Annotated in this window: 14 protein-coding genes and 1 pseudogene; 12 read left to right on the forward strand and 3 right to left on the reverse strand. The window is 63.4% G+C overall.

Features of this window, described 5'->3' with window-relative positions; genetic code table 11:
• The first annotated feature begins 354 nt into the window (after window positions 1–354).
• From HV744_RS32230 to HV744_RS32240, 4 genes are all read left to right on the forward strand, one after another.
• A complete protein-coding gene (locus tag HV744_RS32230; RefSeq protein ID WP_246279296.1) occupies window positions 355–870 on the forward strand; it encodes an FUSC family protein in 516 nt (171 codons plus the stop codon).
• 840 nt (window positions 871–1,710) lie between these two features.
• Window positions 1,711–2,001, forward strand: coding sequence for a DUF6531 domain-containing protein (locus HV744_RS38615; protein ID WP_425497894.1), 291 nt, complete (start codon window positions 1,711–1,713; stop codon window positions 1,999–2,001).
• Window positions 1,998–2,231: a hypothetical protein gene (locus tag HV744_RS32235; protein ID WP_175153367.1), complete on the forward strand. Its 234-nt coding sequence runs from the start codon at window positions 1,998–2,000 to the stop codon at window positions 2,229–2,231. Before HV744_RS38615 ends, HV744_RS32235 begins: the two co-directional genes overlap by 4 nt.
• A gap of 277 nt (window positions 2,232–2,508) precedes the next feature.
• On the forward strand, window positions 2,509–2,904 hold the full coding sequence (locus tag HV744_RS32240) for a DUF3658 domain-containing protein (protein WP_175153368.1): 396 nt from the start codon (window positions 2,509–2,511) through the stop codon (window positions 2,902–2,904).
• A gap of 238 nt (window positions 2,905–3,142) precedes the next feature.
• On the opposite strand, the gene HV744_RS32245 is transcribed toward HV744_RS32240, so the two are convergent.
• The gene (locus HV744_RS32245) at window positions 3,143–3,883 is read right to left on the reverse strand and encodes a CbtA family protein (RefSeq protein ID WP_175153369.1); all 741 of its coding nucleotides are present in this window, start codon (window positions 3,881–3,883) and stop codon (window positions 3,143–3,145) included.
• An 11-nt stretch (window positions 3,884–3,894) separates the two neighbouring features.
• Window positions 3,895–4,128: a CbtB domain-containing protein gene (locus HV744_RS32250; RefSeq protein ID WP_175153370.1), complete on the reverse strand. Its 234-nt coding sequence runs from the start codon at window positions 4,126–4,128 to the stop codon at window positions 3,895–3,897.
• Between the two features lie 243 nt (window positions 4,129–4,371).
• Between HV744_RS32250 and HV744_RS32255 the strand changes: the two genes are divergently transcribed.
• Entirely contained in the window at window positions 4,372–4,977 is a 606-nt protein-coding gene (locus HV744_RS32255) for a histidine phosphatase family protein (protein WP_175153371.1), read from the forward strand.
• 65 nt (window positions 4,978–5,042) lie between these two features.
• On the opposite strand, the pseudogene HV744_RS32260 reads toward HV744_RS32255, so the two are convergent.
• Window positions 5,043–5,315, reverse strand: a pseudogene (locus HV744_RS32260) (hypothetical protein); the annotation flags it as partial.
• Between the two features lie 151 nt (window positions 5,316–5,466).
• Here HV744_RS32260 and HV744_RS32265 point away from each other — a divergent pair.
• The 7 genes from HV744_RS32265 to HV744_RS32295 all read left to right on the forward strand — a co-directional run bounded on the left by HV744_RS32265 (window position 5,467) and on the right by HV744_RS32295 (window position 14,456).
• Window positions 5,467–6,984, forward strand: coding sequence for an ATPase domain-containing protein (locus tag HV744_RS32265; RefSeq protein WP_175153372.1), 1,518 nt, complete (start codon window positions 5,467–5,469; stop codon window positions 6,982–6,984).
• A 4-nt stretch (window positions 6,985–6,988) separates the two neighbouring features.
• Window positions 6,989–8,647 carry an ATP-binding protein gene (locus tag HV744_RS32270; protein ID WP_175153373.1) on the forward strand — a complete coding sequence of 553 codons (1,659 nt, stop codon included), beginning with the start codon at window positions 6,989–6,991 and terminating at the stop codon, window positions 8,645–8,647.
• Between the two features lie 309 nt (window positions 8,648–8,956).
• Window positions 8,957–9,571, forward strand: coding sequence for a MarR family winged helix-turn-helix transcriptional regulator (locus HV744_RS32275; protein ID WP_175153374.1), 615 nt, complete (start codon window positions 8,957–8,959; stop codon window positions 9,569–9,571).
• Window positions 9,572–9,577: 6 nt separating this feature from the next.
• Window positions 9,578–11,680 (forward strand): FUSC family protein, encoded by a 2,103-nt coding sequence (locus HV744_RS32280; protein WP_175153375.1) that lies wholly within the window; start codon window positions 9,578–9,580, stop codon window positions 11,678–11,680.
• 30 nt (window positions 11,681–11,710) lie between these two features.
• Window positions 11,711–11,920, forward strand: coding sequence for a DUF1656 domain-containing protein (locus HV744_RS32285; RefSeq protein WP_175153376.1), 210 nt, complete (start codon window positions 11,711–11,713; stop codon window positions 11,918–11,920).
• Complete coding sequence (locus HV744_RS32290; RefSeq protein WP_175153377.1) at window positions 11,917–12,927, forward strand: efflux RND transporter periplasmic adaptor subunit; 1,011 nt, start codon at window positions 11,917–11,919, stop codon at window positions 12,925–12,927. Before HV744_RS32285 ends, HV744_RS32290 begins: the two co-directional genes overlap by 4 nt.
• Complete coding sequence (locus HV744_RS32295) at window positions 12,924–14,456, forward strand: efflux transporter outer membrane subunit (RefSeq protein ID WP_175153378.1); 1,533 nt, start codon at window positions 12,924–12,926, stop codon at window positions 14,454–14,456. Before HV744_RS32290 ends, HV744_RS32295 begins: the two co-directional genes overlap by 4 nt.
• The last annotated feature ends 170 nt before the right edge of the window (window positions 14,457–14,626 follow it).

The following is a 14,626-nucleotide window of genomic DNA, read 5'->3' on the forward strand; positions in this document are numbered from 1 at the left end:
TTTCATTACTGTGTGAGACTTGATACTTTCGCTTTTCGCCAGATTCCAGAGAATCCGGCTCGCGTCCCGCATCAAGCGCCCACACTTATCGGCTGTTAATTTTTAAAGATCACTCGCTCAGAAGCTCTGCTTTCTTCGCGTCCGTCATCAAACGGGAGGCGAATTATGCGATGCGGCCCGCACCCCGTCAACCCCCTTCGGCGAATTATTTTAAAAAAGTTGAGAAGCGCAGAAAATGGGGTGCTGCGCGGGCGGCATCAATTTAGTTAGTCATCCGATTTAATTTGATGCTCCTCCGGCTGGCCAGCGCGCTCGTCAGCGTGTTGCTGGTCGCACCGCTCGCCGACGCTGCTGGTGGCCGCGATGATGCTCTGGTTGTTCGGCTGGGCGTACTACATTCTCAGTCCGTATGCGCCGGGGGTGTTTTTCATCACCGTGCTCGTCGGGCTCGTCTATGGCGAGTTGGGTTTCGCGATGGGACCGCTGGTCGAATTGCGGATCGAAGAAGTGCCGGTGGGTTGCCTTGTGTCGTTTGCCGTCGCGATTCTGATGATGCCGCTTGCGGCCACTCGTCATGTCGAGACCTGGCGTGGCGCCGTGCTGGGTGCGTTGCGTGAGGTGGTACGGCTTGTGAGGGCCAGGGATGGTCGAGCGCCCGAAGCGGCCTCGGCCATGCGCAAGCTCGATCGCGGCTGGCATGATCTGCGGATCGCGCTGAAACCGTTGCAAACGCAGCGCGTGGGCTGTCTGTTCACTCATAACATGACGCCCATGTCGATGACGAATGTTTTCATCTGGCAACATCAACGGAATTGCCGGGATCAATCTGTATTTCCACACCATCTAAAACAGTGCAGCGCTAACAAATAATAGCGGTCACCATGCCGTAACAACAAAATTCGCGTTTGTATTCGCGCTTTTTACGTGTTAGTGCTTATCGTTTTCTTCCGCGGGAAAATTCCAGGACATTCCAGGGCAAGGGCGGAATGTGTTACCGGGTAGTCGCACGAAAACGGCAGACAGCGGCCCGCCACACTCGCCGCTCTGATACGGAACGCCATAAACTCTTTCTTGACTAACGCTCCTCGATTACCTTCACTATATCAATCGAATCGTTTGCTGCGGGTGATTTATCGCTAACATCCGCGGCGAACGTTCGATCCTCACACGCGACGGCGAAATTTAAGAAGCCAACTACGAAGATCTAGCGCCGCGGCATGCGGATGCGGTGCGCCAGAACCGCGCCCGTATCAACTCGCCTGCGAGCCTTTGTGACATGAATTAAACGCGCTCACAGGCATCTCCTTTTGAGCGCTCTCGCAGAACCTCCGCCCCCAACGAGATTCGCTTCACACCCGCGCAACGCGGGCGTTCTCTCCTGCAGCAAGTCGCTCTCACGTCTCTATCCCGATCGTCATCGTTTGCTACCGCAAGGACGATACGCAATTCGCAGAAAGTTCAGCGTCTTGCACGCGAAGTTTCAGCGCAACTCCGGACACCAGCCGATTCACAATATTAAAATCTTATTAGTTTAGCTAACAAAGTAAAAATGGGCAGCTTCAGACCACCAACGTGGAAAATCCGGATGCTGGGTCGCCTCCTTACTCTATCGGCATCACTCTTCGCGACTGTCGCAGCCAACGCGGACGGCGGCGACTCGATGTGCCTAGCGCTATATCCGAAATCCGGAGCAGTGCAAGGTACATCGTCGTGCCGCCTCACGGCCGCGTCCAACACCCCAGTCGGCATGGGAAGCTACTCTGCACCGCCAACCTCGACCTGATTACTCAATGGTGCAATTCGCCACCTGATGGAACGCCGGAAGATAGTTGTCCGGTAGCGGATCCCGTATATCCCGCCACTGGCGCGACGACCATTACCGAAGCGGACTTTGTCAGCGGCGACGATGTGCCTTTAACGTTCCGGCGCACCTACCGGCACAACCGACGACCCGCAACGATGCTGGAGTCGGGTCGCTATGGATTCACAATTGGCAGATGAAGCTCGGACTGGCGAATGCGGGCAGTAGCACGCCGCAAGTCTTTGCATATCGCGCCGACGGCAACCGCACTACGTTCAATAAAACGTCGGGCACATGGCGCACGGCAGGCTTCACCGGCTTGGCGCTTGCGCAGGACAGCAAGCACGCCTCTGGCCTATTCGTCATCGTTTTTAAATTCGTCTTCGGATACGGGTTCGTCAGCAGATGGCGGGATGGTGAAATGCCATGACGATGGATGTGCGGCAGAGAAGGCGGCCTGTAGGGTCACGTGCGCCGACGCTGCCGGAGACTTCAGAAAACCAAACATATGGTACCGAAGGTTTAACAAGTGCTTCGCTGGCTGTTATCCCGCCCGATGCGGAGGCAATCCGTATCAGGGTTTCACGGGCTCTTAAAACAACATGGCGCTATCGTTGGTATCGGACGCAGCAGAAGTATGTGTAAGACACGCCCATCCCGAAAGATCGATAGTCACTACAACCGCTAATTTTAAAAAGGGCAATTAAGTGAATGAGCAAACCGAAGAATACGAAGACGATTTCGATGATGAGGCAGACGACCCACCTCTGACCGCCACACAGCAAGCGGCTGCGGATCGTCTCACCGAGGCCGATCTGCGTATCATCGATACTGCACTTTTTCGGAATTTGACTGGCAATTACCGGAAGGTTGCCATGATCGTTTCACTCGGTATGGGTTCTGATACGAGTTTTTATCCTGACATCATCGACGTGTTTTACGCACAACGTATCAAGCTGATGGTCAAGAAGGGCCTGGTGGAGTCGGTTGGGAACTTGAACCGGATGCGCTATAGCGAGGTCCGCCTGCCCCAACCCGCCAGCGGTCAGTGCATTTCTATTTCTAACGAAGGTCCACAACGGAGTCCAGCAAAGGACGATTAACATACTGAAAAGTCTTACTGCCAACTATGCGCACTCCGCGCCCGCTCCACGCGGGCGTTTTCTTTCGTCCGAGTTTGTATCTATTTGGGCTTCGCGTGCCCCAAAGTTATCCCCAGTTTTTGTTCTTAAGCCTGTGGATAACCTTTCCACAACCCCGCCAAGTCCTTGACGCAAAACCCCTCTCGCACGTTGCGCGCAGAGCGCGACCACCTACGCGGTCACGCCCGTTGAACCAGGGTCAAGCCGACTTCACCGCCGCCCGCCCATTCACGCGCGTGAAAGCGCTCCGCTCGACCAGCGCGCCGAACAGCAGCCCGATCGTCGTCCACATGATCGCCTGCATGCCGATCGCCGCGATGCGGAACTTCCACAACAGCACCGCCGGGAAAGCCGTCGGCACTTCGCTGACGGCCGGCATCGACAGTTGCACCGCCGCGATGATCGCGACGAACACCAGTCCCGCAACAATCGAGCCGTTCCATGCACCGAGCTTCAGCGCTGCGCGGCGCCGTACCTTCAGCGAAAACACCATCGCGGCCAGCGAGATGGCGATCATCAGAAAGAACAGGCCCGTGCGCATGCCAATCGTTTCCGGATCGCCGACCGACGGCGGATTCGCCGGATACTTGATGTTCGGCACGATCACCAATGCAATGAACGCGCCCAACGCGAGCCATGCGGACAACGCGCGCGCACTCAACGCGCCGACTCGCCCATACGCGTAGGCGAACACCAGCGAGAACAATCCGCCGAACGCCGCGCCATAAACCACCACGCCCGTCAGCAAGCCGAGGCCCGCCTGCGTATTGCGGCTCACCAGTTCCGGTTCATGGGCATCGCCGTGCGCGGACTCGGCCTTTTCTTCGAATGAAATCGCCTGATTGACCTGCGGCTCGCCGACCACTCTGGCGAAGCCGAACGTGAGCAGTCCCGCGGCGATGCCAGCTAGCATCCCGCGTACCAACAATTTACCAACCATGTTCGACTCCGTCAGTGGCAGGGAAAGCCGAGCAGATGGCGGCCGTCGTGCACGAACTCATGCACGTACATACCGGGCACCAGCGACGTGGCGCCCTGTTCCGCACCAACGAAGTAAAGCGCGAGCAACAGCAGCAAACCGCCGAACACAACCCAGGGCAGCAACTCGCGCAGCGGAATCGGCGTGGGTTGGGCAGCGGGGTGACTAGCGGGCTGGGAACCGGAATCGAAAACAGCTTCAGTCATGATGGACATCTCCTGGGGGTGGCGCGCCCCGAAAGTAGATTGCAGAGGAGTGGTGCGAAGCTCAGGTCTGGCTTTCGGCTTGGCATACCGATTACAGTGGCGCGACCGCGCCGGGCTCTCACCGGCTTCCGTGCTTCGCAGTCCCGCTATTCTACGCGCTAAACTTCGGCCTTCGTGAACGTCGAGGCCGCACGATGCGAGCCGGCGTTGCGCCTGGACGTGGCATCAATGGAAATGAACAGAATGGACACGCGACTGTTACTGGTGAGCCACGCATCGAGGGCCGCGCAGCGCGCGGGCCGCTTTCCCGCCGACCACCCACTCGACGCCCGCGGCCGCGCCGAAGTCGAAACCAAAGCCGTGCGCATGCGCGTCGCGATTCCCGACGCCGCGGCAGCCTTTGTCAGCCCGGCCGTTTGCGCACGCGATACGGCGTTGGCGCTGGGCCTCGCCGCCACGGTCGACGATGCTCTGGCGGATATGAACTACGGCAGTTGGCATGGACGGCGCCTCGCCGATCTCTCTGTTGAAGCCCCGCAAGACCTCGCTGCATGGACGCGCGATCCCGACGCCGCGCCGCACGGCGGCGAGTCGTTGAGTCAGCTCGTGAAGCGGATGGGGGCATGGCTAGACGCACTGGACGACGCGATCAGCGGCACGACGAGCGGCACATCGAAACACGTGCACAACGTCGTCGCCGTCACGCATGCTCCACTGCTGCGGGCTGCAATCGTATATGCGCTCGGGGCATCGCCGGCGGTATTTGCACGCATCGAGATCGCGCCGCTGTCGGTGGTCGAGTTGCGGCATTCACAGCGTGGCTGGACGTGGTGGCCGGCATCGATCTAGTGATTACGGCGCAGCGACTCACCTGCCGGCCGCTTGGCGCCCATCAACGGCTCATCCCCCCTCACTTACCCCGACACCACCAGACGTAGCTTGTTCGACCCCGCGGGCGTCAGCGTGATATCGGTCCGTCTACCCTTCGCGCCCAGATAAAAGTGCTGGCGTCCCGGCGAATTCTGATCGTGCGTCGCGTCCGGCAAACACGACGCGATATCCGCCGCCACGGCTTGCAGCGCGTCCGCATTCGAGCCGGCATCGTGATGCGGCGTCCACGTGCATTCGAAGCTGCGATGGCTCGCGGCACATTGCGCGTCGTCGCCGTAGGGTTGCGCGACGCCCTTGCAACGAGATCGCGCCAGATGAATCGCGCAACCACACACGTCACCCCTTCCGTGAAGCAGTGCGCCAACGGATCAATGGCACACAAATTGCGTTCCCGCCGTAACGGCTGAGAATTCGCCCGCCACTCGAATCGACGCAAACCGCTACGCCATGTCAAACACACCCGCCGCCCACACGCCAGCCCGCCTCTCCTGCGGAATCGATGGAATCGACAACATCCTGGGTGGTGGTCTCACGCGTCACCGCATGTACCTCGTGGAAGGTGCTCCGGGTACAGGTAAAACCACCCTGGCCTTGCAATTCCTACTCCAGGGCGTTGAAGAAGGACAGGTGGGCTTGTACATCACGCTATCCGAAACCCGCGCCGAGCTGCTCGCGGTCGGCGCAAGCCACGGTTGGGACGTCAGCCGCTTCACGATCCTCGAGCTGCTCTCCGACGAAGGCCTCGATCCGCAATACGAGCAGACCGTACTGCACCCAGCCGAAGTCGAACTGGGCGAGACCGTGCGCAACGTGATCAAACAGGTCGACGAACTCAAACCCGCGCGCATCGTGCTCGACAGCCTCTCCGAATTGCGTCTGCTAGCGCAGAACCCGTTGCGCTACCGCCGGCAGATTCTCGCGCTCAAGCGCTATTTCGCGACCCGTGAATGCACGGTGCTGTTGCTCGACGACAACTCGTCCGACCCCAGCGACGTGCAACTGCACAGCATCGCGCACGGTGTGATCAGCCTCGAAAACCTCGCGCATGATTACGGCGGCAACCGGCGGCGCACGCGCATCGCGAAGATGCGCGGCATCAAGTTCCGCGAGGGCTATCACGACTTCACGCTCGACACGGGCGGCATCCGCGTCTATCCGCGGCTCGTCGCGGCCGAGCACCACACGGCATTCGACACGGAAATGGTCAGCACCGGCACGCCCGGCCTGAATGCGCTGCTCGGCGGCGGCCTGATCCCCGGCACCAACGCGCTGATGATCGGCCCATCGGGCGTCGGCAAGACCACCACCGTGGTGTCGTGCCTGATCGCGGCGCTGGAGCGCGGCGAACGCTGCGTCTACTACGTGTTCGACGAAACCCTCACCACGCTGACGATCCGTTGCGCGACGCTCGGCATGCAGCTCGCGCCGCACGTCGAAAGCGGCCTGCTGACGCTGCGCCAGATCGATCCGGCGGAAATCTCGCCGGGCGAATTCGCAAGCGACGTGCGCAACTCGGTCGAGAAAAAAGGCGTCCGGTATGTCGCGATCGACAGCCTGAACGCCTATCTCCAGGCGATGCCCGGCGAGCGCTACCTGCTGCTGCAAATGCACGAACTGCTCGGCTACCTGAACCAGCAAGGCATCATCACGATGCTGGTGTTGGGGCAGCACGGCATCATCGGCGAAGTGCAGAACGATATCGACATCAGCTATCTCAGCGACGTCGTCGTGCTGTTCCGCTACTTTGAGCACCACGGCGAAGTGCTGACGGCTGTGACCGCCGTGAAGAGCCGCGCGAATGCGCACGAACGCTCGATTCGTCAGTTCCGGCTCGGCAGCGGCGGCGTGGAAGTCGGCGAAGCGCTGCGCGACTTCGAAGGCGTGCTGTCCGGCCTGCCCTCCTACCGCGGCAGCACCGCCCTGCTCGGCGCGGCGGCCCGCGTCATCGATACATCCAAGCAGTAAGGTCATGGAGCAACGCGTCCTCATCCTGGCGCCGTTCGGCCGCGACGCCGATGTGATCGCCGAAGTCCTGCATAGAGACGCGCGCATGTGCGTGACGTGCCGCGACGCCGATGCGCTCACCGCCGCGCTCGACGCCGGCGCGGGCGCCGCGCTGATCGCCGAGGAAGCGCTGGCGGGCGAGCATGCGTCGCGTCTGTTCGGGTGGCTCGAAAAGCAGCCGGCGTGGTCCGATTTCCCGTTCATCCTGCTCGCCGCGTCGCGCGTCGGGCACCGCTCCGCGCGCGGGCTGGAAGTGCTCGAACGGCTCGGCAACGTGGTCGTGCTCGAACGTCCGTTGAACTCGGAGACGCTGCGGCGCGCAGTGGCGTCGTCGCTGCGGGCGCGCGCGCGGCAGTATGACTCGCGCCGCCATCTGGCCGAACGGATCGAGGCGCAAGAGGCGCTGGTGCAGTTGAACGATTCGCTGGAAAGCCGCATCGCCGAACGCACTCATGAGCTCGCGTCCGCGAACAACCGGCTGATGATGGAGATTCACGAGCGCGCCAAAGTGCAGGCGGTGCTGGTGCAATCGCAGAAGATGGAAGCGCTCGGGCAGCTCACCGGCGGCATCGCGCACGACTTCAACAATCTGCTGAACGTGATCATGGTCAACGCGGAACTGATCGCGCGGGTCAGCAGCGACGAGCGCATTCTCGGCATGGCCGCGACCGTCAAACGCGCGACCGAACGCGGCGCGAAACTGACCGGCCAGTTGCTGACCTTCTCGCGCAACAGCAACCTCGATCTGAAGGCAGTGGACGTGGTCGCGTTGCTGCAAGGCATGCGCGACATCATCACCGTGTCGCTCGGTTCGAGCATCCGCTATACCAACGCGTTCGACGGCGACGAGATGTGGACTCAGGCCGACGCCAATCAGCTCGAACTGGCGATTCTCAATCTCGCGATCAACGCGCGCGATGCGATGCCCGCCGGCGGCCAGCTCGGCATTCGCGTGAGAGCGCGCGCGGCGCCCGATCAGACGCTCGCGGCCGGTCGCTACGTGGTGGTCGAAGTCGCCGATACCGGTTCGGGCGTGCCGCCCGATGTCGTGTCGCGCGTGTTCGATCCGTTCTTCACCACCAAGCCGATCGGCAAGGGCACAGGACTCGGCCTGAGCCAGGTCTACGGGATCGCGAGGCAGGCGGGCGGCACCGCGCGGCTCTTCAGCGAAGAAGGCGCGGGCACCACCGTGGAGATCTGGCTGCCGTTGCGCAAACGCGCGGCCCCGCAGGCCGAAGCGGCGTCCGATGCCGAAGCGAACGCAGTCGGTGAAAAGCGCGTGCTGGTGGTCGAAGACGACGGCGAGGTGCGGGCCATGCTGGTCGAGTCGCTGAGAACGCTCGGCTATACCGTGACCGAAGCCGCGGACGGCCGTGCCGGTCTGAACCGCTTGCAGGACGACAAGCCCGACCTGCTGATGGTCGACTTCGCGATGCCGGGCATGAACGGGATCGACGTGATCGCCGAGGCGCGCAAGATGCGCGAGGACTTGCCGGTGATTCTGGCGACGGGTTATGCGGACGTGGATATTTCCGGGTTGGCGGTGAAGCGCTGCACGATCCTGCGCAAACCGTTTCAACTCGACGATCTGGCGCGAACCGTACGGCTTGGGTTGGTGGCGTGATGGGCTGGGCGGGCGGCTGGACCGCTGGAAGGCTGGCCGCACTCGCAGGCGTAATCGCCATCCGACTCGCGGCCTGACAGCGGCGTGATCGTCCGGGCGCCGGCGGGATTGCGAGTCGCGAGCCGCGCGCGGTCATCTTCCTGAGTCGCATTGTCTTGCAGCGGATTTCTAATCGTTTGGCTGACGTGCACGAGCCCAACAGCTATAGCGGCGCTGTCACATTGCAGTCACAGACTATCAGTCGCCGCCCGGCAAAAATTTCCAATTCAATAGTTTGCTAACGAATATTTAGGAAATACAATACCGGCCATGCCAAATCTCGATCTCCTGCGCCGCACCGTCAGCAGCACCCTGGTTGTCGCTGCCAGAAAGTGGCGGCGCACGAGCCATGGCGTGCTGGCGGCCTTCAACGTCTCCGAGGCGTGCGCCACGCCGCTGCTGACCGCTAGCCGGCTCGGCACGGCGGTGCGCCAGGTCACGTTGGCCGATCACATCGGCATCGAAGGTCCCTCGCTCGTGCGGCTGCTCGATCAACTGTGCGCAGCGGGCCTGATGCGCCGCGAAGAAGATCCCGAAGATCGCCGTGCGAAAACTGTGGCGCTCACCGACGAAGGCCGCGCCGTCACCGCGAAGATGGAACAAGAACTGGTCACGTTGCGGGCGCAGGCGCTCAAAGGCGTCTCGCGCAGCGATCTCGAAGCGGCCTTGCGGGTGCTGGACGCTTTCACGACAGACGCCGCCAGGCGCGCCGAACAAGGCGGCACCGAGCGCGCTCAGCGTGCGCAACATGCGCAACACGCGCCGGGCAAGCCCGCGCCGGCCGCCGGCAAGACCCGCAAAGCTGCCAAAGCCGCCAAGGCGCCCAAGTCCAACAAACGCAAAGCACACGCAGCGGCGCCGCCTAACCCCGGCGATCCGGCGTAGCGCTTTATGGTCTATCCCTCTATCCGCGACTGGCTGTTCTCGGTCAAGACTTTTGCCGCGGCGATGATCGCGCTCTACATTGGTCTCGCACTCGAACTGCCGCGGCCGTACTGGGCGATGGCAACCGTCTACATCGTGTCGAATCCGTTCGTCGGCGCGACCCGTTCGAAGGCGCTGTATCGCGCGCTCGGCACCGCGCTCGGCGCCGCGGCCGCGGTGCTGCTGGTGCCGCCGTTCGTCGAATCGCCGTATCTGTTCAGCGTGGTCGTCGCGCTGTGGATCGGCACACTGCTGTATCTGGCGGTGTCCGACCGCACCGCGCGCAGCTACGTGTTCATGCTGGCCAGCTATACGATGCCGATCATCGCGCTGCCCTCGGTGACCAATCCAGCGGGCGTGTTCGATCTCGCGGTCAGCCGCACCGAGGAGATCACGCTTGGCATCGTTTGTGCGAGCATTGTCGGCGGGGCGCTGTTTCCGAGCCGGCTCGCGCCCACCATCATCGAGCGGACCGACGCCTGGTTTCGCGACGGCGCGTTCTATGCGACGCAGACGCTGTCCGGACGCATCGCCGGCTCGGCGATCTCGGGCGCCCGGCAACGGCTCGCGAGCACCAGCAACGGCCTGGAATTGCTGCTCAGCCAGCTCGCCTACGATCACACGAGGCCCGACGTGGTGGCCCGCGCGCATGAACTGCGCGGCCGCATGCAGTTGCTGCTGCCGATCATGTCGGCGCTCGCCGATCCGCTGATCGCGCTGTACAACAGTGGCCGCCAGAGCTGGCCCGAGGGTCTCGAAGCGCTGCTCGCCGATGTGATCAAGTGGTTCAACGAGCCGCTTCCCGCCGTGAGCGAGGGCTATCACCCCGACGAGACCGCCAACGCGCTGCGCGAGCGCATCGCCGCCATGCGTCCGACAGCCGCCGCGCTCGCGCACTGGGACGGCGCGCTGCTGTCGAACGCGTTGTGGCGGATGAAGCAGGTGATCGACGTCTGGCAGGACTGCCGCTCGCTGCGCATCATCATTACGCGCGAAGAAGGCGCGTGGCGCCCGCGTTTTCGCCATTGGCGGCTGGGCGGCACCGAGCGCTTCTACGATCGCGGCATCATGCTGTTCTCGACCGGATCGGTGGCCGCAGCGGTGATTCTCGCGTGCAGCCTGTGGATCAGCTCCGGCTGGAACGACGGCGCCAGCGCGGTGACGCTGGCGGCGGTGGCCTGCTGCTTCTTCGCGGCCCTCGACGAACCCGCGCCAATGGTGTTCCGCTTCTTCCTCGCGACCGGGGTCAGCGTGCTGGCGGCAGGCGTCTATCTGTTCGCGGTGCTGCCGCAGGTGCATGACTTCCCGATGCTGGTCATCATGTTCGCCGCGCCGTTCATCCTGGTCGGCACGCTGATTCCGCGCCCGCAGTTCAACATGGCCACGGTGCTGGTCGCCGTGAATACGGCCACCTTCATCAGCATTCAGGACGCTTACGACGCGAACTTCCTGAAGTTTTTGAACGCCAATCTCGCGGGCCTGTCCGGCCTGCTCTATGCGTACCTGTGGACGCGCGTGACGCGCCCGTTCGGCGCCGAACTCGCGGCGTCCCGCCTGTTGCGTTCGAGCTGGGCCGACGTCGCGCTCACGGCGTCGACGCGGCCGATCGAAGACCCGCGCAATCTCGCCGCGCGCATGCTCGACCGGCTGATGCAGCTGATCCCGCGTCTCGGCGCCACCGACGACCATCGCCATCCGTCGATCGAAAGCTTCCGCGATCTGCGCATCGCGTTCAACGCACTCGATCTGCGCCGCCTGACCCACAAGCTCGGCGGCGAAGCGCCGGCCGCGATCGAGCACGTGCTCAGTGGAGTGCGTAGTCACTACGAAGGCTGCGTCGACCGCCGCAAGCGCGAGCCGGTGCCCGAGAGCCTGATGTCGTCGATCGATGCCGCGGTCGCGCGCGTGACCGCGCTGGGACTCGCCAATGCCGAGACGCCCACCGCGACCTCGCAAACCTCGGCACGCCAGTTGCGCGACGCGCTGCACGCGCTGGTCGGCTTGCGTCTTTCGCTGTTTCCGGCCACGCTGACGACACCGACGCCGCCCGAACCGGAGGCCGCTGCCTGATGCACGCGTTCCACTTCTTTACTCTCCGCGATGATCGGTGAAATCGATATCTTCGGCGTGTTCGTGCCGGCCGTGCTCGTGCTGATGTTGATCGCGTATCTGATCAACCTGGTCATCCGCACGGTGCTCGGACGCATCGGTTTTTACCGCTTCGTCTGGCACCGCTCCATCTTCGATCTCGGCATCTATGTGCTGGTGCTGGGCTTTGTCGTTGTCGTTTCGCACAGACTAATAACGTGAAAAAAACCTGGTTCTCCGTCGGTCAGATTCTGCTGACCCTGATCGTCGTGGTGGTTGCAGCCTTCGTGCTGTGGAAACTGGTCGCCTATTACATGTTCGCGCCGTGGACCCGCGACGGCCACGTGCGCGCTGACGTGATCCAGGTCGCGCCGGATATCTCGGGGCTGATCTCGTCGGTCGAAGTGGTGGACAGCCAGCAGGTCAAGCAAGGCCAGGTGCTGTTCGTGATCGATCAGGCCCGCTACACGCTCGCGCTGCGTCAGGCGCAGGCCACCGCGCAGCAGCGCCGCGCAACGCTCGATCAGGCGCGCCGCGAAGACGCGCGTAACCGCAAGCTCGGCAACCTGGTCGCCGCGGAAGCCGCGGAAGAAAGCCGCTCGCGCGTCGAAGCGGGCGAAGCCGCGCTCGCCGATGCGAACGTGGCGATCGACACCGCGAAGCCGAACCTGCAACGCGCGACGATCATGAGCCCGGTCGACGGTTATCTGAACGACCGTGCGCCGCGCGTCGGCGAATTCGTCGCGGCGGGGCGCGCGGTGGTGTCGGTGGTCGACATGCATTCGTTCCGCGTCGATGGCTATTTCGAGGAAACCAAGCTGCGCGGCATCGACATCGGCCAGCCGGTCGATATCACGGTGATGGGCGAGCCGACCGCGCTGCGCGGGCACGTGCAAAGCATCGTCGCCGGTATTGAAGACCGCGACCGCACGCTAGGCTCGAATCTGCTGCCGAACGTCAATCCGGCGTTCAGCTGGGTGCGGCTCGCGCAGCGCATTCCGGTGCGCGTCGCGCTCGACGAAGTCCCCGCCGACTTCCGCATGATCGCCGGCCGCACAGCGACGGTGTCGGTGCGGGATCTGTCGCCGATCAGGCGGCGTCAGACGGCGGGCGCGTCGGGTGCGTCCGGCGCAGTGGGTGCGTCGGCGGCTTCCGCTAATTCAGCGGTTCCCGCTGCTTCGGCTGCGCAACCGGCTTCTGCCACTGCTACCTCGGGCGCATCGCAATGAAGCTGTCGCGCTCTCTGCCCTTTTTGCCGCTGCTGCCGCTGCTGCCGTTGGCCGCCGCGCTCGACGGCTGCACGACCGTCGGCCCGAACTACTCGCTGCCGCGGCAGGCGCTCATCAACGCGCCGCTCGCCAATGCGCCGCTCGAAGGCGCCGACCCGACGCTGACCTCGCGCCGGAACGTGCCCGCGGTGTGGTGGAAGCTGTACGACGATCCGGTGCTGAACGGTCTCGTCGACGAGGCGCTGCAATCAAACACCGACTTGCGCGTCGCGGCGGCGAATCTCGCGCGCTCGCGTGAAGCGCTGGGCGTTGCGCGCGCGCAGGGCGGCTTCTCCGGCGAGGCGTCCGCGGCGGTCAAGCGCGCGCAGGAATCGGCCGAACAGTTCCTGCTGTTCGAGAAACTGCCAGTCGCCAACGAGGGCGACTTCGGCATCAGCATCTCGTACGAATTCGATCTGTTCGGCAAGCTGCGGCGCGGCGTGGAAGCGGCGCAGGCTGACACCGAGTCCGTCCAGGCCGCCGGCGATCTCGCGCGGATCACGGTGGTGGCGGACGTGGTGCGCGCTTACGTCGAGCAGTGCTCGGCGGCCGAGGAACTCAGGGTCGCGCAACAGTCGCTGGCCTTGCAGAGGCAGCGCGTGGACTTGTCGCGCCGTCTGCGTGACGCGGGCCGTGGCAATCAGCCCGACGTGACGCGCGGCCAGACTCAGGTGGCGACGTTGACAGCGGATCTTCCGCGCTACACGGCGCGCCGCAAGATCGCGCAATACCAGCTCGCCGCGCTGCTCGCCCGTGCACCGTCCGACCTGCCGCCGGCTGTGCTGGCTTGCGACCGGCTGCCGCAAATCCGCCAGCCGATTCCGGTCGGCGATGGCGCCGCGCTGCTCAAGCGACGTCCGGACGTGCGCGAGGCCGAACGTCAACTGGCGGCGTCGACGGCGCGCATTGGTGTTGCCACAGGGGCGCTGTATCCGACCATCAGCTTCGGTGCATCGGCGGGCTATACGGGGATTCTCGAAGACATCCCCACGTTGCCCACCGCGCGTTGGGCTTTCGGTCCGCTGATCAACTGGAACTTCCCCACCAATGGCGCGCGTGGTCGTGTGCGTGAAGCAGAGGCGTCGAGCGTCGTGGCGCTCGCCAAGTTCGACGGCGTGGTGCTGACCGCACTGCGCGAGACCGAGACCAATCTCGCGACCTACGCATCGGACTCCGCCCGCGCCGACGCTTTGCGTGTCGCGCTGAAGTCGGCGGCGGAGTCGGCGGATGAAACGCATCGTTTGTATCGCGCCGGGCGCGAGTCGTTCATCTCGGATCTGGACGCGACGCGCACGCTGACGGCGACGAGGTCTCAGGTGGCGGCCGCGGAAGGCCAGGTGGCCATCGATCAGGTCAATCTGTTCCTCGCGCTCGGCGGCGGTTGGGAGATAGATGCGCAGAGCGCGCCTGGCGTGACGGCGCCTCACGCTGCCACAGCGGCGAAGGCCGTGCCGAACGCGGCGGCGGCCACAGCCGCAAAAGGGCCCTGAAGAGCTTACGAATTATTTTTGACTAACTTTCTTTTGCCTTTCATTTGCGGTTAAATACGTGACACTAACCACACGCTACGGGGTCACGTATGTCGCCATTCATGCAGGGCGTAGTCACATTGGGCGGATGTATCGGCATTTTCACGGCGGTGGTCGCCGTAGTGGAGATG

The sequence above is a fragment of the Paraburkholderia ultramafica genome (assembly GCF_902859915.1).
Lineage (GTDB): Bacteria > Pseudomonadota > Gammaproteobacteria > Burkholderiales > Burkholderiaceae > Paraburkholderia > Paraburkholderia ultramafica.